Below are 17775 nucleotides of genomic sequence, written 5' to 3'. Positions count from 1 at the left end.
ACATGGCCGAAGTCGTCTATTCTCGGCAAGCCCGCGCCGACATGCTCGACGTGTGGCTTTGGATTGCCGAGACCAGCGGCGCGACCATGGCCGATACTCTCATCGAGCGTATCGAGCGGCGTGTCTCGATGCTCGCAAACCATCCCGAAATGGGGCCTGTACGACCGGAAATCGCCGAAGCCGCCCGCGTTCTCGTCAGCGAGCGCTGGCTCGTCCTTTATTGCATCGACGAAATGCTCGTGCGGATCGTTCGCGTGGTCGACGGCGCCCGCGATCTTCGCCAGATCGAATGGAGCACTTCCGGAAAACCTGCGGCGCGGTCGTAGGCTTCCTCACCGTCCCACCCGGCGGCCGCTTTCGCCGTCGAAAAAGTGCAGCCGGTCGGCGGCGACCGTTATCCTGATCTCGTCGGCGAGCGGCAGATCGGGCGACAGCGCCATGGTGAGATGACGCCCCTCGACCGAGCCGTGCACGAGCCGCGTGGCGCCGAGCTCTTCGATATAGCGGACGGCAAAGGGCACGCCGGCGCCGTTTGGCGTCGGCAGAATGTCCTCGGCCCTGAGGCCGACGGTCAGCTTGCCGTCGGCGATGCCGCCGACGCCGCTTGCCACCACCTGCCCGCCGATCGCCACGGCACCGCCCGCCACCTCGGCGTCAGCGAGGTTCATCGCCGGCGAGCCGATGAAGCTGGCGACGAAGGTCGAAGCCGGGCTGTGATAGACGTCGAGCGGCCGGCCGACCTGCTCGATGCGGCCGCCGTTCAGGACGACGATGCGGTCGGCCAGCGTCATCGCCTCGAGCTGGTCATGCGTCACATAGACCGAGGTGACGCCGAGCCGCCGCTGCAACTGGCGGATCTCGCCGCGCATCGAAACGCGCAGCTTGGCGTCGAGATTGGAGAGCGGCTCGTCGAACAGGAAGGCATCGGGCTTGCGGACGATGGCCCGTCCCATGGCGACGCGCTGCCGCTGGCCGCCGGAAAGCTGCCTCGGCTTGCGATCGAGGAACGGCGCGATCTCCAGCATGCGCGCCGCCTCGGCGACGCGGGCGTCGATATCCGCCTTGGGCACGCCGCGATTGCGGAGGCCATAGGCGAGATTGTCGTAGACGCTCATGTGCGGGTAGAGGGCGTAGTTCTGGAACACCATGGCGATGTTGCGCGCCGCCGGATCGACCTCGTTGACCACCCGGCCGCCGATCGCCACGGTTCCCGAAGTGATGGTCTCGAGGCCGGCGATCATCCGGAGCAGCGTCGACTTGCCGCAGCCGGACGGACCGACCAGCACGATGAACTCGCCGTCGGCGATCGACAGGCTGACATCGGAAACGGCTCGGACACCACCGGCGTAGACCTTGCTCACGGCGGCGATTTCGATGGCGGACATGCTCACTTCTCCGTTTCGATGAGGCCCTTGACGAACAGCCGCTGCATGCCGACCACAACGACCACCGGCGGCAGCATGGCCAGCACCACGGTGGTCATGACGACGTTCCACTGAGGCAGTGCGTCGGCGACGTCCGACATGCGCTTGATGCCCATGACGATGGTGTAGTGGCTGGACGTGGTGGTGACCATCAGCGGCCAGAGATACTGGTTCCAGCCGTAGATGAAGAGGATGACGAACAGCGCGGCGATGTTGGTGCGGCTCAGCGGCAGCAGCACGTCGCGGAAGAACTTGAGCGGCCCGGCGCCGTCGATGCGCGCCGCCTCCATCAGTTCGTCCGGCACCGTCAGGAAGAACTGGCGGAACAGGAAGGTGGCGGTCGCCGAGGCGATCAGCGGCACGGTGAGGCCGGCGTAGCTGTCGAGCAGGCCGAGATCGGCCACCACCTTGAAGGTCGGCACGATGCGCACCTCGACCGGCAGCATCAGCGTGACGAAGATCATCCAGAAGGCGACCGCCCGGAAGGGAAAGCGGAAGTAGACGATGGCATAGGCCGACAGGATGGAGATGGCGATCTTGCCGAAGGCGATGATCAGCGCCATCATCAGCGAGTTCCACAGCATGCCGCCGAGCGGCGGGGCGCCCGAACTGGACAGGCCGTCGGTCAGCATCGCGCGATAGTTGGCGACCATTTCGCTGCCCGGCAGCAAGGGAACCAGTCCGGACATGAAGTCGTGGGGGCCGTGCGTCGAGGCGATGAAGGCGACGTAGACCGGAAAGGCGACGAGCACCACGCCGGCGATCAGCACGGCATGGGCAAGCGCGTCGAGCCAGGGATGGCGGTCGATCATGGCCGTTTCCTCAATAGGTTACCTTGCGCTCGACCCATTTGAACTGGATCACCGTCAGCGCCACGACGATGGCCATCAGCACCACCGACTGCGCCGCCGACGAGCCGAGGTTGAGGCCGATGAAGCCGTCGACGAACACCTTGTAGACGAGGATGTTGGTCGACTGGGCCGGGTTGCCGCCGGTGGTGGCGTGGATCACCGGGAAGGTGTCGAACATCGCGTAGACGAGGTTGATGACGGCAAGGAAGAAGGTGGTGGGCGACAGGAGCGGCAGGACGATGGTGAAGAACCGCTTCACCGGCCCGGCGCCGTCGATGGCCGCCGCCTCGATCATCGACTTCGGAATCGCCTGCAGGCCGGCCATGAAGAACAGGAAATTGTAGGAAACCTGCTTCCAGCTGGCGGCGATCACCACCAGGATCATGGCGTCGGTCGGTTGCAGCGCATGGTCCCAGCGATAGCCGACCGCGGCGAGAAGATAGGGCAGAAGGCCGATGGTGGGATTGAACAGGAACCACCACATGATGCCGGCGACGGCCGGCGCCACCGCGTAGGGCCAGACCAGGAGCGCCGCGTAGATGCGGCTGCCGCGAACGAGCCGGTCGAGGCTGACGGCGAACACCAGGCCGAGACCGACCGACAGGGCCGTCACCGCCGGCGCGAAGATCGCCGTCACCTTCAAGGAATTGAGATAGGTCGGCTCGTCGAGGAGATCGGCGTAGTTGGCGAGGCCCACCCAGGTCGTGGAGAGGCCGAAGGCATCCTCGCGCTGAAAGGACTGGAGGACCGCCTGCGCCGCCGGCCACAGGAAGAACACGACGGTCACCGCGAGCTGCGGCAGGAGGAGCGCGTAGGGCAGCAGGCGGTTGCCGAAGACGGTGCGCTTGGTCTGCATGGAGGAAACCGGATCGAGGAGCGTGGCGGAGCCGGGGGTTCGGCCCTCGCCCGCATGAACACCGGCGCCGGACGGGAGCGGCCCGTCGGCGCCGGATTTCGGTGAAAGGCAGGCGGCTCAGCCGTTGGCGGCGGCGCGGAAGTCGGCGATCAGCTTGTTGCCGCGCGTTACCACCGAGTCGAGCGCATCCTTCGGCGTCTTCTTGCCGGCCAGCAGGTTCTGGAACTCCTCGTCGATCACGTCGCGGATCTGCACGTAGTTGCCGAAGCGCAGGCCCTTGGAGTTGTCGGTCGGCGGATTGAGCGTGATCTGCTTGATGGCGACGTCGGTGCCGGGATTGTTGGCGTAGAAGCCCTGCTCCTGGCCGAGCTTGTAGGCGGCCTCGGTGATCGGCAGATAGCCCGAATACTGATGCCAGTCGGCCTGCACTTCCGGCGAGGACAGGAAGGTGAAGAAGTTGGCGACGCCCTTGTATTCGGCCTCGCCGTGGCCCCTCAGCACCCAGAGCGTGGCGCCGCCGATGATCGAGTTCTGCGGCGCGCCCTCGACGTCGGAGTAGTAGGGCAGCATGCCGAAGCCGACCTTGAAGTCCTTGGCGTTGGCGACCACGCCGGCCAGCGAGGCCGACGAGTTCATGTAGATGGCGCATTCCTGGCTGTAGAACTTCGGCGGCGCGTCGTTGCCGCCGCCCGGGCCGCCGTACTGGAACAGACCCTCGTCCTGCCACGTCTTGAGGTTGGTCCAGTGACGGACCTGCAGGTCGCCGTTGACGGTCAGCTCGGCGTCCATGCCGCCAATGCCGTTCTGGAGGGTGCCGATCGGCTTGTTGTGCCAGGCCGAGAAGTTCTCGAGCTGCACCCAGGAGATCCAGCCGGTGGTGAAGCCGCACTTGGCGGCGCCCGACGACATGATCTTCTTCGAATAGGCCTCGACGTCCTCCCAGGTCTTGGGCGGCTGCTCGGGATCGAGCCCGGCCTTCTGAAAGACGTCCTTGTTGTAGTAGAGGATCGGCGTCGACGAGTTGAACGGCATCGACAGCATGTTGCCGTCGGCGTCGGTATAGTAGCCGACCACGGCCGACAGGAACGCCTTGGGATCGAAGGCGGTGCCGGTGTCCTTCATCAGCTCGTAGACCGGATAGATGGCGCCCTTGGCGGCCATCATGGTGCCGGTGCCGACCTCGAACACCTGGACGATGTCGGGCTGCTGCTTGGCGCGGAAGGCGGCGATGGCGGCCGTCATGGTCTCGGGATAGGAGCCCTTGTAGACCGCGGTCACCTTATAGTCGTCCTGCGAGGCGTTATACTTGGCGACGATTTCGTCGAGCTTCTTGCCAAGCTCGCCGCCCATGGCGTGCCACCAGGTGATCTCGGTGGCCGCGAACGAGGAACTGGACAAAAAGGTCAGGGCAAGCCCGGCGATGAGGGATCGCGTCAGCATGGCGTCTTCCTACTTTCGAGGTTGTCGGTGACGGCAAGCAGTAGGAGCGGCATATGACAGGGGCATTGCTTCCCCGTGACGGTTCGACGACGGCCGGCACCGGGCCGGAAACTTCCTCCATCCGCCCACAAGACGAGACGGCACGGTGGAAAAATCATGGTCGAATCGGCGGACTTATCGGAATCCCGTGTCCTGCGACGCCTCTCGCAGGCTGTTGCCGGGCGGCCAGAAACACCTAGTTCTTTGGTCTATACGTATCTTCACCCAAGTGGATAGCGGGCCAACGCTCGCGTCAGAATCCGGTGAAGAAACCGGGGGTGCGATCGCCTGTCGCCGGCCGCTATGGCCAATATCTGCCCTCTGCATCTCCAGACGACATCAGCTTGCCGCCCGACGAGAAGTACCTCGTTTGCCAGGCGACCCCTTCTTTACAGCGGCATTACGACACCCTTTCACTCGATGCCACAATATACTTTGCTGCGGCAATAAAATACGCAGAAATCAGAAAGAATAATCTTTCCATGTATCGTTTCGTGTCAATCCAAAATAGATTACATTGAGAATTACCTGTTCATTTGTGCAAACGACGTGATCAGATGTTCAAGTTCGCCCATCGAATAAACGGCGGCTTAACCCGTGCGGTCCTGAATTGAGCCCGACACACGCTGGACGCGCGGTCCAGACAAGGCATTTGGCCGAACGGATTTTTGGGAGAGAGAGATGCGCTGGACGATTGGCAAGCTCAAGGGAAAGGTCTGGCGGCTCGGCATATCGGGAAAGATCGTTTTCGGCTTCCTGGTAGCGCTAACGCTAATGGCTATCGTCGCCGGCGTCGCGCTCAGGACCTTCTCCCAGTCGAACAGCGTGGTCACCGACCTCGCCGTCCGCAACCTGGAAGTCAGCATCGCCAACGACATCCAGGCGAAATTCCTCGAATACCATCGCCTCAGCCGCGAACTCATCTACACCTCGCTGCCCGGCACGGCCCAGGCGACCGAAAAGCAGGCCGAGGTGCTGCGGGCCGCCATCGCCGACGGCATCGGCAAGATTTCCGACTTCGGCCAGCGCGACACGCTGCAGGAACTGAGCCTCGAGTTCGAATCCTATGCGACGGAGCTCACGCGCATCGGCGCCGAAAAAGCCAAGCTGGCGACCATGCGCACCCAGTCGATGGAACCGGCCATCGCCGCCGTGCAGAAGGGCCTCGAAGACATCGCCGCCATTGCGCTGGCCACCAGCGACGGCGGCACGCGCGACACCGTCAACGAGATCCTGCGACTGGTGCTGCTGGTGCAGAACCAGGTCAACGTCGCCCTTGCCAACCTCGACGACGAATCCCTGCAGGCGGCGCTCGACACGCTGACCACCGCCGACACCTGGATCGATTCCACCGCCAAGACCGGTCCCAAGGACCTGCGTTCGACCTTCGCCGAGTTGCGCGACAAGGCCAGCCAGTACGAATCCGATTTCACGGTCATCCAGGCCTCCAGCCTTCAGAACATCAAGGACGTCGCGGCGCTGAGCGACAAGGTCGCCGCCATCACCGACACGCTCAATGCCTTCATGGGCGTCGCCAACAAGAGCCAGGCGGCGCTGCAGGCCAAGTCCGAGCGGATGCTGGCCTCGTCGGAAACCATGCTGGGCGGCATCTCGGCCGGCGGCCTCGTGCTCGGCCTCGTGCTCGCCGTATTGCTCGGTCGCGGCATTTCCCGGCCGATCGTCTCGATCACCCGCGCCATGCAGCGCCTTTCGGCGGGCGAGCTGGCGGTGGCGATTCCCGGTCTCGGCCGGAGCGACGAGGTGGGCACCATGGCCTCGACGCTCAACGTGTTCAAGGACGGGTTGCAGGAGAACGAGCGGCTGCGCGTCGAGCAGGAACACGCCAAGGCGGCGACAGAGGAACGCCGCCGCGGCGAGATGAACCAGCTCGCCAATGCCTTCGAGATGGCGGTGGGCGGCGTCGTGCAGTCGGTGGTCAGCGCCTCCGCGCAATTGCAGCTTGCCGCGCGGTCGATGACCTCGGCCACCGAGGAGGTGTCGGGGCAGTCGGTCACCGTGGCGAGCGCCGCCGAGGAAGCCTCCACCAATGTCGAGACCGTGGCGGCCTCGGCCGAGGAGCTCGCCTCCTCCATCGGTGAAATCAAGCGCCAGGCCGACGAGAGCACCCGCGTCGCCTCCCGCGCCGCCAGCGACGCGCAGGCCACCGCCAATCGCGTCCGCGAGCTGGCCGACAGCGCCAACCGCATCGGCGAGGTGGTCAACCTCATCGAGAACATCGCCAGCCAGACCAATCTTCTGGCCTTGAACGCCACCATAGAAGCGGCCCGCGCCGGCGAGGCCGGCAAGGGCTTCGCGGTGGTCGCCGCCGAGGTCAAGCAGCTCGCCGATCAGACGTCGAAGGCCACCTCGCAGATCTCCCACCAGATCGGCGAGATCCAGTCGTCGACCCAGTCGTCGGCCGAAGCGATCGTCGGCATCACCTCGATCATCGAGCAGCTCAACGCCATCGCTTCGTCGATCGCCGTTGCCGTCGACCAGCAGGGCGCGGCCACCAACGAGATCGCCCGCAACGTCGCCCAAGCGTCGTCGGGTACCCACCAGGTGTCGCAGAACATCGTCGGCATCACCCAGGCGGCGACCGAATCCTCCAGCGCCGCGACCCAGGTGCAAGCCTCGGCCGACGACCTCGCCCGCCAGTCGGATACGCTGCGCGACGAGGTGAGCCGCTTCCTGTCGTCGGTGCGTAGCGCCTGACAGGCGGACTTCGGCAGCAACCTCGCGGCGGCCTCCCCGGCCGCCGCTTCCCTTTCGTCTCACTCGAGCCGGCTGCGGAACAGCCAGCCGGCGGCCGGCAATGTCACCGCGGCGATCAGCGCCATCGGTGCCGTCTCGGCGACGATCTCGGCGAGCGGGATTTCCTTCAGGAACACGCCGCGCACGATCACCAGGAAATAGCGGAGCGGATTGACGTAGGTGAGCACCTGCAGCCATTCCGGCATGTTGGCGATCGGCGTGGCGAAGCCGGAAAGCAGCATGGCCGGCGCCAGGAACAGGAAGGCGCCGAGAATGGCCTGCTGCTGCGTCGCCGCCAGCGCCGAGATGAACAGGCCGAAGCCGACCAGCGAGATCAGGTAGAAGAAGGCGGCGCCATAGAGGGCGAGCACCGACCCGCGCAGCGGAATGTCGAAGATCCAGACGGCGGCGACAATGAACAGCGTGATGTGCACGAAGCCGATCAGGATCGGCGGGATCACCTTGCCGATCAGGATCTCGTGCGTCCTGAGCGGCGACACCATCAACTGGTCGAAGGTGCCGAGCTCGCGTTCACGGGCGATGGAGAGCGCCGTCACCAGGAGCCCCACCAGCATGGCGATCGACGCGACGAGGCCGGGCACCATGAACCACTTGAATTCGAGGTTGGGATTGAACCAATTGCGCGCCACCGTGCCGACGCGGACGGCAGCGAGCCGCTGCCCGGCCGGCGTGTCGGCAGCAAGGCCCGCCGCAATGGACGAGATGTAGCCGGAGACGATCTGCGACGCATTGGAACGCCGGCCGTCGAGGAGGACCGCCACGTCGGCGGTCGCGCCGGCCTCGATGTCGCGCGAGAAATCCGGTCCGATCTCGACGGCGGCGATCACCCGCTCGCGGTCGATCGCCTCGCGGAGCACGGCCGGATCATCCGTACGCCGGACCATGCGGAACTGCGGCGACGCCTCGATGCGGCTGATGAGTTCGGCGCCCCAATGGCCGGCGTCGCGGTTGAGCGCCATGACGTCGATGTTCCGCACCTCCAGCGTCGCCGCGTAGGAAAACACCAGCAATTGCAGCACGGGCGGCGCAATCAGCACGATGCGGCTCTTCGGGTCGCGGAAGAGGGCGAGAAATTCCTTGCGAACCAGGGCGAGGAGGCGGGTCAAGCCCATGTCAGGCGATCCTCTTGGCGGTCTTGCGGATGGCGACGGCGAACAGGACGACGCCGAAGCCGACCAGGATCAGGATCGAGCGGAGGAACATCGGCCAGATATCGCCGGCCAGGAACACCGATTGCAGGCTGGGGATCAGGTAGCGGGCCGGCACGATCAGCGAGACGTACTGGATCACCAGCGGCATCGAGTTGATCTCGAAGATGAAGCCGGACAGCAGGAAGCTTGGCAGGAAGCCCGACAGAAGCGCCAGTTGGGAGGCGAGAAACTGGTTCTTGGTGACCGCCGAGATCAGGAACCCCTGCCCGAGCGCCGGCATCAGGAAGGCGGCCGACAGCGCGTAGAGCGCCAGGATCGATCCCCGGAACGGCACGTCGAACAGCAATACGGCGAGGACGACGCAGAGGCTCATCGAACCGAGGCCGAGCAGGAAATAGGGAACGATCTTGCCGGCCAGCAGTTCCCAGGCGGTGACCGGCGTCGCCATCATCGCCTCCATGGTGCCGCGTTCCCATTCGCGGGCGATCACCATCGAGGTGAGCAGCGTGCCGACCAGCGTCATGACGATGCTGATCGAGCCCGGCACCAGGAAATAGCGGCTCTTGAGCTCCGGATTGAACCAGAAGCGCTGCTGGACGCCGAGCGGTGTTGCCGTCAGCGCCCGCTCGGCCGCCCGCTGCGCCTCCCAGGTGGAGACGGTGCCGGCCGCGTAGTTCTGCACGAAGCTGGCCGTGTTGGGATCGGCGCCATCGACGATCACCTGCACCACCGGATGGCGGGCGGCCGTGAGGTCGGCGGTGAAACCGCCGGGTATGACGAGGATGCCGCCGATGCGGCTCTCGACCAGGTCCTCGGCGAACTCGCGCCGGTCGCGACCCACCGTCACGTCGAAATAGCGGGAGTTCTGGAAACTCGCCGCCAGATCGAGCGTGACCGGCGTCGTCTCCTCGAGCACGAGGCCGACGCGCGTCCGCGTGGTATCGAGCGACACGCCGTAGCCGAACAGGAACAGCAGGATCAGCGGCAGCACCAGCGCGATCAGGATGCTGGAGGGGTCGCGGACGATCTGGAAGCTTTCCTTGCGGATCAGCGCGACGAGGCGGCGCGCCCGGCCGCGGCGATGGGCGTTCATGCGGCGGCCTCCCGTTCGCTCGCCTCGATCAGCGCGATGAAGGCGTCCTCCATGGTGGGATCGGGCCGATCGGCGGTCGCCACCTTGGCCTTGAGTTCGTCCGGCGAGCCGAGGGCGATCGACCTGCCGCGATAGATCAGCGAGATGCGGTCGCAGTATTCCGCCTCGTCCATGAAATGGGTGGTGACCAGCACCGTCACCCCCTTCTCGACGAGGCCATTGATATGCGTCCAGAACTCGCGGCGGGTGATCGGATCGACGCCCGACGTCGGCTCGTCGAGGAACAGCGCCTCCGGCTCGTGCATGACGGCGGCGGCCAGCGCCAGGCGCTGCTTGAGGCCGAGCGGCAGGTCCTTGGCCGACATGGCCGCTTGCGGCGTGAGATCGAAGATGTCGAGCATCAGGGCGATGCGCTCCCGGCGACGCGCACCGGCGAGGCCATAGACGCCGGCGAAGAAATCGAGGTTCTGGCCGACCGAGAGATCGCCGTAGAGCGAGAACTTCTGCGCCATGTAGCCGAGCCGGTTGCGCGCCTCGGCGGCGTCGCGGCGGAGATCGAAGCCGGCCACCCTGCCCTCGCCCTCGGTCGGCTTCAAAAGGCCGCACAGCATCTTGAAGGTGGTGGACTTGCCGGCGCCGTTGGGGCCGAGCAGGCCGAAGATCTGGCCGCGCGGAATATCGAAGCTGATGCGGTCGGCGGCGGTGAAATCGCCGAAGCGCTTGGTGAGGCCGCGCGCCTCGATCACCGGTCGGCCGTTGCCCGTCTCGCGCGGCGCCTGCGCTTCGGCCAGCGCCGAGCGGCCGCTCGGACCACCGCCCAGCATGTCGACGAAGGCGTCCTCGAAGCGCGGCGTCGCGGCAACGAGATGATCGGCCTCGCCCCCCGCCGCCCTGGCGACGCCCTCGGCATCGCCTTCGCTCGCCAGAACCAGCCGGATCGCTTCGCCCTGGATGACGCCGTCGACCACCTTGTCGTCGTCGAGAAGGCGGGCGAGCAGCCGGCGGCGGCTGCCGTCGATGCCGGTGAGCCGCCGCACCCGCCCCTCGACGCGGTCGGTCAGGCCGGACGGCGTGCCGGCGTAGAGCAGCTTGCCGGCATTCATCAGCAGGACGTGGTCGCAGGCCTCCGCCTCGTCGAGATAGGCGGTCGACCAGACGACGCCGATGCCCTCGGCGGTGAGGTTCTCCACCATCTTCCAAAGTTCGCGCCGCGAGATCGGATCGACGCCGACGCCCGGTTCGTCGAGCAGCAGCAGGCGCGGCTTGCGGATCAGCGCGCAGGCGAGGCCGAGCTTCTGCTTCATGCCGCCGGACAGCTTGCCGGCCAGGCGATCGGTGAAGCGCTTGAGGTCGGTGAACGTCAGGAGCTCGTCGAAGACGGCCGGCCGCTCGCGGCGCGGCAGGCCGCGCATGTCGGCATAAAGATCGAGGTTCTCCTGAACCGAAAGATCCTCGTAGAGACCGAACCGCTGCGGCATGTAGCCGATCGCCGCCTGGATGGCCGGCGCCTCGGTGCGCGCGTCGTGGTCGAGCACGACGACGCGGCCGGCCTCGGGCTGCATCAGTCCGGTCATCAGGCGGATCAGCGTCGTCTTGCCGGCGCCGTCCGGGCCGACGAGGCCGGTGATCTCGCCGCCGCGGATGTCGCCCGAAACGTCGTCGAGGGCCGGCGGCCCGTCGCCGAAGCGCTTTGTGACGCCGTCGAGACGAACGAGGACGGACGCGCCGCCGTCGTCGGCGACGGTGCTCATCTTGCCTCGCTTGCCGAGGGCGGCAGATGAACGGTAACCGGCATGCCCTGCCTCAGGTCCTTGCCCGGATGGTCGACGATGATGCGCAGGCGATAGACGAGGTCGGTGCGGAGATCCGGCGTCTCGACCGACTTCGGCGTGAATTCCGCCACCGGCGAGATGAAGCCCACCTGCCCTTGGTAGCCGGCGCCCGTCGTGCCGTCGGACGTGACCTTGACCTTCAGCCCGGGATGGACGCGGCCGAGGTCCGCTTCCGAGACATAGGCGCGCACCCACACCGGCTCGGTCAGCGCCAGCACCAGCACGTTGGTCGACGAGGCAACGATGGCGCCCGGCTCGCTGACGCGCGACAGGATCACCCCATCGGCCGGCGCCTTCAGCTCGGTGTCGGCGAGCGAGGTGCGGGCGCTGTCGAGCTGCGCCTCGGCGGCGCGCAACTGCGCCTCGGCACCGGCGATGTCTTCGGCCCGGCTGCCCTCCTCGATCAGGGCGAGCGCCGCCTTGGCGCTGGCGACGCGGGCGCTCGCCATATCCCTGGTGGCGGTCGCCGCATCGAGGTTCGACTGGGCGACGGTGCCCTGGCTGCGCAACTGCCCGGCGCGCGAAAGCGCCTGCTCGGCATTGGCGAGGCTGGCGACCTGTTCCTCGTAGGCGGCGCGCGCCTGCTCGATCTCCGACGGACGGGCGCCCGCCTTGAGCTTGTCGAGCGTCGCCCCGAGCGCCGCGACGTTCTCCTCGGCGGCGCGGACGGCGATCTCGTAGGGACCGGCATCGAGGCGGGCCAGCACATCGCCGGTCTTCACCGCGTCGCCCTCCTCCACCGCCACCGCGGCGAGCCGGCCGCCGACCCGGAAGCCGAGCGATACCTGGCGGATGTCGACGTTGCCGTAGATCTCCTGCGTCGGCGGCGCCGGCAGGAGGTAGCCGTAGCGCTGCGGCACGCCCCAGTACCAGGCGGCGGCGGCACCGGCGGCGGCAACGAGCAGGACGACGGGGACGATCTTGTTCATGCTGCGCTTTCCCCGCTGGGACGGATGCCGGCGACCAGATCGGCGGCGATGCCGCGGATCGCGGCGATTTCCTCGGGACCGACCGCCGACCAGCCCATCTCGCGCAGGATGGTGGCCCGGTCGACGCGATAGATGATCAGCGAGCCGACCAGCGACAGCGTCCGGAGCCGCACCCGCTCGGACAAGGGATCGGCTTCGAGGAGAATGCCGACCAGATGGCGGGCGGCGGCGAGCACCGGCTGCATGAAACCCGCGTAGATGCGGTCGTAGGCCTCGGTCGGCTCGGCCTGCTCGCGCACCATGTAGCGCACCCAGACGGCCGACTCGTCGTCGGCGAACAGCGTCAGCATGGATTCGCCGAGCATGGTCAGGATGGCGCGCGCCTCCGGGGCGTCGATCGGCCGGCCGCCGGATTGCGCTTCGGCAAAGCGATCGAGCACCATGCGTCGCCGCTCGCCGAGGCGCATCTGCAGCCGCTCGATCAGATAGTCGGCGACGGCGTTGTAGAGGCCGCGCTTGTTGCCGAAATAGTAGTTGATCGCCTGGAGGTTGACGCCCGCCCGCTCGGCGAGCTTGCGCGTCGAGATGCCCTCGAAGCCGTATCGGCCGAACAGTTCGAGCGCGGCCAGGAGGAGCTTTTCGCGCGTGCCGTCGGGGCTGGCGGCATCGCCGGCGGAACGGGTGGAAGGTGCCTTCGTCATGCCCTTCACTCTACACCCGCCAGCAATTCAGTCAATCGACTGATTTACGAATAAAACTGCTGCATCCGGAAACAGGCCTTCGATATCCGCGTGGCGCCTTTTCCTGCCCGAGGTCCTACGCCTTCGCGTAGGATAACAATCTATATATATGTTTTCATTATATAATTCTGTTCCTACACCGAGACGTAGGACCGCAAAAAGGAGCTCCGCCGGAAATATCCCTGCGGCTACTCCTCAATCGCGCGACAGCGCCACCACGGGGTCGAGCCGGGAGGCGTTGCGGGCCGGCAGGAAGCCGAAGACGACGCCGATCAGCGTCGAGCAGACGCAGGCGGCGACGATCGAGGTGGTCGAATAGATCAGCGTGAAATCGCTTGAGAGAGCTTGCACCAGTTGGCCGATGCCGAAGGCGGCGCCGATGCCGCAAAGGCCGCCGATCAGGCACACCAGCACCGCTTCGATCAGGAACTGCTGCAATATGTCGCCCTGCCGGGCGCCGACCGCCATGCGCACGCCGATCTCGCTCACCCGTTCCGACACCGACACCAGCATGATGTTCATGACGCCGATGCCGCCGACCACCAGCGAGATGACGGCGATGGCGGCGATCAGCAGCGTCAGCATCTGCGTCGTCGAGGTGATCGTCTGGCGGATGTCGTCGGTGTTGAGGATGAAGAAGTCCTGGCTGCCGTGGCGCTGGGTCAGGAAGCGCGTCACGTCCTGCTCGGCGAGGCTGGTGTCGACCTCGTCGGCGACGCGCACGGTGATCGAGCGCAGCGACATGGTGCCGAGGAAGCGGGTCTGCACCGTCGTGTACGGCAGGTAGACGGAGAGGTTCTGGCTGGAGCCGAAGCCGCCCTGCTGCGGCTGCGTCACGCCGACGATGCGGGCCGGCACGTTGCCGATCAGCAGCACCTGCCCCACCGGCGAGCTCGCGCCGTCGGCAAACAGCGTCTTGCGGGTATTCTCGTCGATGACCACGTCGGTCGCCCGGTTGCGCACCGACGCCGCATCGAAGAAGCTGCCCTCGGCGAGCTTGGTGCCGCGCGCCGCGAAATACTGCTCGCCGACGCCGTTGACCAGCGCGCTCGCCTCCTGCGAGCCGACGCGCAGCGTCGCGCTGGTGGAGACGGTGGGGGTGACGGCGGCGACGTAGCTCTGCCGGGCCAGCGCCTCGGCGTCGGCCACCACCAGCGTGGTGATGCGGGCCGAGCGCGTGTCGCCGAAGCTGCGGCCGGCGAAGATCTCCAGCGTGTTGGTGCCGAGGTTGGAGATGTTGGCGAGCACCTGCTGCTGCGTGCCCTGGCCGATCGCCACCACCGACACCACCGAGGCGATGCCGATGATGATGCCGAGCATGGTCAGGAAGGTCCTGAGGCGGTGCGCCGCCATGGCCAGCACCGCCATGCGCAACGCCTCCTTGAAGCGGTCGGCCAGCGAGCGCAGGTAGCCGCCGCGCCGCGTCTGCTCGGCGGCGGCGGTCGCCACCGGAGCGGGAGCCGGCCGTTCCGGCGCGTTGGCACGGTCGGAGATGATGACGCCGTCGGAAATCTCGATGATGCGGCGGGCGCGGCTCGCCACGTTCATGTCGTGGGTGACGATGATGATCGTCTTGCCCTCGGCGTTCAGCTCCTCGAGGATGCGCAGCACCTCCTCGCCGGAATGCTTGTCGAGGGCGCCGGTCGGCTCGTCGGCGAGGATGACGTTGGCGCCGTTCATCAGGGCGCGGGCGATCGAGACGCGCTGCTGCTGGCCGCCGGAGAGCTGCCCCGGCCGGTGATCGGTGCGGTCGCTCATGCCGAGCCGGTCGAGCAGATCCGCGGCGCGCGCCCGCCGGTCGCGCGGCGTCATGCCGGCGTAGATGGCGGGGATCTCCACGTTGGCGAGCGCGTCGAGCTCGCCGAGCAGGTGGTAGCGCTGGAAGATGAAGCCGAAATGCTCGCGCCGGAGGGCGGCGAGCTCGTCCGGCTCGAGCATGGCCGTTTCCCGCCCGGAGATGCGGTAGCTGCCGGCGGTCGCCCGGTCGAGGCAGCCGAGGATGTTCATCAGCGTCGACTTGCCGGAGCCGGAGGCGCCGACGATCGCCACCATCTCGCCGGCCTCGATCACCAGGTCGAGGTCCTTCAGCACGGTGATCGTGTCCTCGCCGGACGGGAATTCGCGCCGCAGCTTTTCCAGCCGGATGAGCTCGGCCATGGCTCACATCCCCGGCGGCGGCCCGCCGCCGCCACGGCCGAGCCTCATCGACGCGGCGGAGGCCGACCGCTGGGCGGCGGTCATCTCGCCGGTCACCACCTTGTCGCCCTCCTCGAGGCCGGATTTCACCTCGGCGTTGACCTTGTCGTTGAGGCCGATCTCGACGCGGCGCTCCGCCGTGCTGCCGTCGGCATTCAGCACCTTGACGCTGTATTTCCCGTCCCGATCGCGGTTGCCCAGCGCGGCCGCCGGCACCGTCAGGACGTTTTCGGCGCTGCCGAGCACGATGTTCACCTCGGCGGTCATGTAGGTCCGCAGACTGCCGTCCGGATTGGGCACGTCGAAATTGCCGTAATAATAGATGGCCGAGGTGGACGACGAGCTCGTCGACGAAGACGAGGACGAGCTCGACGAGGCGATGGCCGCGTCGCTGCGGATCGATTCCGGCGCCGGATCGATGCTTTCCAGCGCCGCGTCGTAGCGGTGTTCGGGATCGCCGATGACGGTGAAGTAGACCTTCTGGCCCGGCTTCACGTGGACGATGTCGGCCTCCGATATCTCGGCGCGCACCGTCATGGTGTCGAGCTGTCCCAGCACGACGATGGTCGGCGTCGACTGGGAGGCGTTGACCGTCTGGCCGGCCTGGCTGACGATGGCCAGCACCGTGCCGTCGATCGGCGCGGTGATGCGGGTATAGCCGAGATTGACCTTGGCCGTCTCCACCTCCACCTCGGCCGACTCGATCTGGGCGTCGAGCGAGGCGATCTGCGCCTCGGTGGTCTTGACGTCCGCCTCGGCGCTCTCGAGGTCGGCGCGGGCGACGGCGTTCTGCGAGGCCATGTCCCGCTGGCGGGCCAGCGTTTGGCGGGCCAGCGTCAGCGAGGCCTCCTTCTCGGCACGCTGGGCGTGGATGTTGGCGAGCGACGCCTCGGCCGTCTTGAGGTTGTTCTGCTGGGTGGCCGAATCGATCTCGGCGATGAGGTCGCCCGCCTTGACCTGCGCGCCGAGCTCGACATGCAGCGAGGTGATCCGGCCGGACGCCTGGGCGCCGACGGCGACCAGCTTCACCGGCCGGAGCTGGCCGGTGGCCAGCACCGTCTCCTCGATGCTGCCGCGGGCGACGCTGGCGGTCATCATGGTGACGGCCGGTGTCGTGTAGTAGCGGACCTTGACGAAATAGCCGACCGCCGCCGCGACGACCAGCGCCACGAGGAGGATCAGGCCGCGACGGCTCTTGCGCTGGCGCGGTGTGGCGGTCATGCGTGGCGTCCCGTAACGTAGGCCAGCGACGCCAGGACGCCGCCGGCCAGGATGATGCCGACCATGGGATAGACGGTGCCGTCGTGCAGCAGGCCGACCGCCGCGCTGGCAAGGCCGGCGACGGCGAACTGGGTGACGCCCATCACCGACGACGCCGTGCCGCGATGGTCGCCGGCCCGGCTCATGGCGATCGCCATGGCGTTGGCGCCGATCAGCGGCCCGGTGGCGAGGCACAGCCACAACAGGCCGACCAGCACCGGCAGCGACGCCTGGGCGGCGAACACGACGAGCACCACCGCCATGGTCATGTTGAAGAGGAGCGCGCCCACCATCACCGTTCTCGTCGAGAGCCAGCGCAGCAGCAGCCGGTTGAACTGCGAGGCCAGGATCATGCCGAAGGCGTTGAAGCCGAACAGCCAGCCATAGTGCTGCTGGCTGACGCCATGCAACTGCATGTAGACGAAGGGCGAGCCGCTGATGAAGGCGAACAGGCTGGCGGCCGCGAAGGCGCCGGCCAGCGTCGGCGCCATGAAGGCCCGGTCGGCGAGCACCTTGCCGAAGGCGCGGCCGATTCCCCCGAGCCCGGCGGCCTGGCGCCGCTCGGGCGGCAGCGTCTCCGGCAGGCCGCGCGCCGCGGCGACGATGCAGCCGGCGCCGAACAGCGCCAGGACGGCGAAAATTCCCTCCCAGGGCGCCACCGCCAGGATGTAGCCGCCCAGAAGCGGCGCCAGGATCGGTGCCAGCCCCTGCACCAGCATCATCTGCGACAGGAAGCGCGCGGTGCCGCGCTCGTCGAACAGGTCGGAGACGACCGCCCGGCTCACCACCATGCCGGCGCAGCCGCCGAGCGCCTGGAACAGGCGCAGCGCGATGAAGCCGTCGACGGTCGGCACCACGACGATGGCCACCGACGCCAGCGTGAACACCACGAGGCCGACGATCAGCGGCGGCTTGCGGCCGAAGCGGTCGATCAGCGGACCGTAGATGAGCTGGCCGACCGACAGACCGAAGAAGAACACCGACAGCGAAAGCTGCACCCGCCCCTCGTCGGTGGCGAAGGTGGCGGCCAGGCTGGAAAAGCTCGCCAGATACATGTCCGTCGACAGCGGCGCGAAAGCCGTGAGGGCGGCGAGGATAAAGGTCAGCCTGAGGGTGCTGACGGAAGTCTTTGCGCTGTTCGTTTCGGAAGGCATCGTTTCATGGGTTTACCGGGGAAGCGCCGGCTCGC

At 67.0% G+C, this 17775-nt stretch carries 14 protein-coding genes; 2 read left to right on the top strand and 12 right to left on the bottom strand.

What is annotated here, in order from left to right:
- Positions 1-2 precede the first annotated feature (2 nt).
- On the top strand, positions 3-326 hold the full coding sequence (locus CJ014_RS03210; protein ID WP_100079048.1) for a type II toxin-antitoxin system RelE/ParE family toxin: 324 nt from the start codon (positions 3-5) through the stop codon (positions 324-326).
- 6 nt (positions 327-332) lie between these two features.
- Here CJ014_RS03210 and CJ014_RS03205 read toward each other — a convergent pair whose 3' ends face one another.
- From CJ014_RS03205 to ugpB, 4 genes are all read right to left on the bottom strand, one after another.
- Positions 333-1385 carry a sn-glycerol-3-phosphate import ATP-binding protein UgpC gene (locus CJ014_RS03205; RefSeq protein ID WP_100079047.1) on the bottom strand — a complete coding sequence of 351 codons (1053 nt, stop codon included), beginning with the start codon at positions 1383-1385 and terminating at the stop codon, positions 333-335.
- 2 nt (positions 1386-1387) lie between these two features.
- Positions 1388-2236 (bottom strand): sn-glycerol-3-phosphate ABC transporter permease UgpE, encoded by an 849-nt coding sequence (gene ugpE, locus CJ014_RS03200; RefSeq protein ID WP_100079046.1) that lies wholly within the window; start codon positions 2234-2236, stop codon positions 1388-1390.
- Between the two features lie 10 nt (positions 2237-2246).
- Positions 2247-3131 carry a sn-glycerol-3-phosphate ABC transporter permease UgpA gene (ugpA, locus tag CJ014_RS03195; protein WP_100079045.1) on the bottom strand — a complete coding sequence of 295 codons (885 nt, stop codon included), beginning with the start codon at positions 3129-3131 and terminating at the stop codon, positions 2247-2249.
- 117 nt (positions 3132-3248) lie between these two features.
- Entirely contained in the window at positions 3249-4571 is a 1323-nt protein-coding gene (gene ugpB / locus CJ014_RS03190) for a sn-glycerol-3-phosphate ABC transporter substrate-binding protein UgpB (RefSeq protein ID WP_100079044.1), read from the bottom strand.
- Between the two features lie 720 nt (positions 4572-5291).
- On the opposite strand from ugpB, the gene CJ014_RS03185 reads away from it, so the two are divergent.
- The gene (locus CJ014_RS03185; protein ID WP_100079043.1) at positions 5292-7325 is read left to right on the top strand and encodes a HAMP domain-containing methyl-accepting chemotaxis protein; all 2034 of its coding nucleotides are present in this window, start codon (positions 5292-5294) and stop codon (positions 7323-7325) included.
- 59 nt (positions 7326-7384) lie between these two features.
- Here the strand turns inward: CJ014_RS03185 and CJ014_RS03180 are convergent, their stop codons facing one another.
- The 8 genes from CJ014_RS03180 to CJ014_RS03145 all read right to left on the bottom strand — a co-directional run bounded on the left by CJ014_RS03180 (position 7385) and on the right by CJ014_RS03145 (position 17740).
- Complete coding sequence (locus tag CJ014_RS03180; RefSeq protein WP_100079042.1) at positions 7385-8497, bottom strand: ABC transporter permease; 1113 nt, start codon at positions 8495-8497, stop codon at positions 7385-7387.
- A gap of 1 nt (position 8498) precedes the next feature.
- Positions 8499-9629, bottom strand: coding sequence for an ABC transporter permease (locus CJ014_RS03175; protein ID WP_100079041.1), 1131 nt, complete (start codon positions 9627-9629; stop codon positions 8499-8501).
- Positions 9626-11380 (bottom strand): ATP-binding cassette domain-containing protein, encoded by a 1755-nt coding sequence (locus CJ014_RS03170; RefSeq protein ID WP_100079040.1) that lies wholly within the window; start codon positions 11378-11380, stop codon positions 9626-9628. The genes CJ014_RS03175 and CJ014_RS03170 overlap by 4 nt, the downstream gene beginning before the upstream one ends.
- Positions 11377-12390 (bottom strand): secretion protein HlyD, encoded by a 1014-nt coding sequence (gene hlyD / locus CJ014_RS03165; protein WP_100079039.1) that lies wholly within the window; start codon positions 12388-12390, stop codon positions 11377-11379. The genes CJ014_RS03170 and hlyD overlap by 4 nt, the downstream gene beginning before the upstream one ends.
- Positions 12387-13091 carry a CerR family C-terminal domain-containing protein gene (locus CJ014_RS03160; RefSeq protein ID WP_100079038.1) on the bottom strand — a complete coding sequence of 235 codons (705 nt, stop codon included), beginning with the start codon at positions 13089-13091 and terminating at the stop codon, positions 12387-12389. The genes hlyD and CJ014_RS03160 overlap by 4 nt, the downstream gene beginning before the upstream one ends.
- Positions 13092-13325: 234 nt before the next feature.
- On the bottom strand, positions 13326-15287 hold the full coding sequence (locus CJ014_RS03155; RefSeq protein WP_100079037.1) for a MacB family efflux pump subunit: 1962 nt from the start codon (positions 15285-15287) through the stop codon (positions 13326-13328).
- Positions 15288-15290: 3 nt separating this feature from the next.
- Positions 15291-16547: an efflux RND transporter periplasmic adaptor subunit gene (locus tag CJ014_RS03150; protein WP_100079036.1), complete on the bottom strand. Its 1257-nt coding sequence runs from the start codon at positions 16545-16547 to the stop codon at positions 15291-15293.
- Positions 16544-17740 carry a multidrug effflux MFS transporter gene (locus CJ014_RS03145; protein ID WP_100079035.1) on the bottom strand — a complete coding sequence of 399 codons (1197 nt, stop codon included), beginning with the start codon at positions 17738-17740 and terminating at the stop codon, positions 16544-16546. The genes CJ014_RS03150 and CJ014_RS03145 overlap by 4 nt, the downstream gene beginning before the upstream one ends.
- Between the last annotated feature and the right edge of the window lie 35 nt (positions 17741-17775).

Source organism: Pleomorphomonas carboxyditropha (assembly GCF_002770725.1).
Taxonomy (GTDB): domain Bacteria; phylum Pseudomonadota; class Alphaproteobacteria; order Rhizobiales; family Pleomorphomonadaceae; genus Pleomorphomonas; species Pleomorphomonas carboxyditropha.
This window is presented reverse-complemented; position numbering and strand designations above follow the sequence as displayed.

Excerpts from the sequence above, each read along its gene's own strand:
- CJ014_RS03205 (WP_100079047.1), bottom strand. The coding sequence starts at position 1,385 with ATGTCCGCCATCGAAATCGCCGCCGTGAGCAAGGTCTACGCCGGTGGT.
- CJ014_RS03150 (WP_100079036.1), bottom strand. The coding sequence starts at position 16,547 with ATGACCGCCACACCGCGCCAGCGCAAGAGCCGTCGCGGCCTGATCCTC.
- CJ014_RS03160 (WP_100079038.1), bottom strand. The coding sequence starts at position 13,091 with ATGACGAAGGCACCTTCCACCCGTTCCGCCGGCGATGCCGCCAGCCCC.
- CJ014_RS03145 (WP_100079035.1), bottom strand. The coding sequence starts at position 17,740 with ATGCCTTCCGAAACGAACAGCGCAAAGACTTCCGTCAGCACCCTCAGG.
- CJ014_RS03180 (WP_100079042.1), bottom strand. The coding sequence starts at position 8,497 with ATGGGCTTGACCCGCCTCCTCGCCCTGGTTCGCAAGGAATTTCTCGCC.
- ugpA (WP_100079045.1), bottom strand. The coding sequence starts at position 3,131 with ATGCAGACCAAGCGCACCGTCTTCGGCAACCGCCTGCTGCCCTACGCG.
- ugpB (WP_100079044.1), bottom strand. The coding sequence starts at position 4,571 with ATGCTGACGCGATCCCTCATCGCCGGGCTTGCCCTGACCTTTTTGTCC.
- CJ014_RS03185 (WP_100079043.1), top strand. The coding sequence starts at position 5,292 with ATGCGCTGGACGATTGGCAAGCTCAAGGGAAAGGTCTGGCGGCTCGGC.
- ugpE (WP_100079046.1), bottom strand. The coding sequence starts at position 2,236 with ATGATCGACCGCCATCCCTGGCTCGACGCGCTTGCCCATGCCGTGCTG.
- hlyD (WP_100079039.1), bottom strand. The coding sequence starts at position 12,390 with ATGAACAAGATCGTCCCCGTCGTCCTGCTCGTTGCCGCCGCCGGTGCC.
- CJ014_RS03170 (WP_100079040.1), bottom strand. The coding sequence starts at position 11,380 with ATGAGCACCGTCGCCGACGACGGCGGCGCGTCCGTCCTCGTTCGTCTC.
- CJ014_RS03210 (WP_100079048.1), top strand. The coding sequence starts at position 3 with ATGGCCGAAGTCGTCTATTCTCGGCAAGCCCGCGCCGACATGCTCGAC.
- CJ014_RS03155 (WP_100079037.1), bottom strand. The coding sequence starts at position 15,287 with ATGGCCGAGCTCATCCGGCTGGAAAAGCTGCGGCGCGAATTCCCGTCC.
- CJ014_RS03175 (WP_100079041.1), bottom strand. The coding sequence starts at position 9,629 with ATGAACGCCCATCGCCGCGGCCGGGCGCGCCGCCTCGTCGCGCTGATC.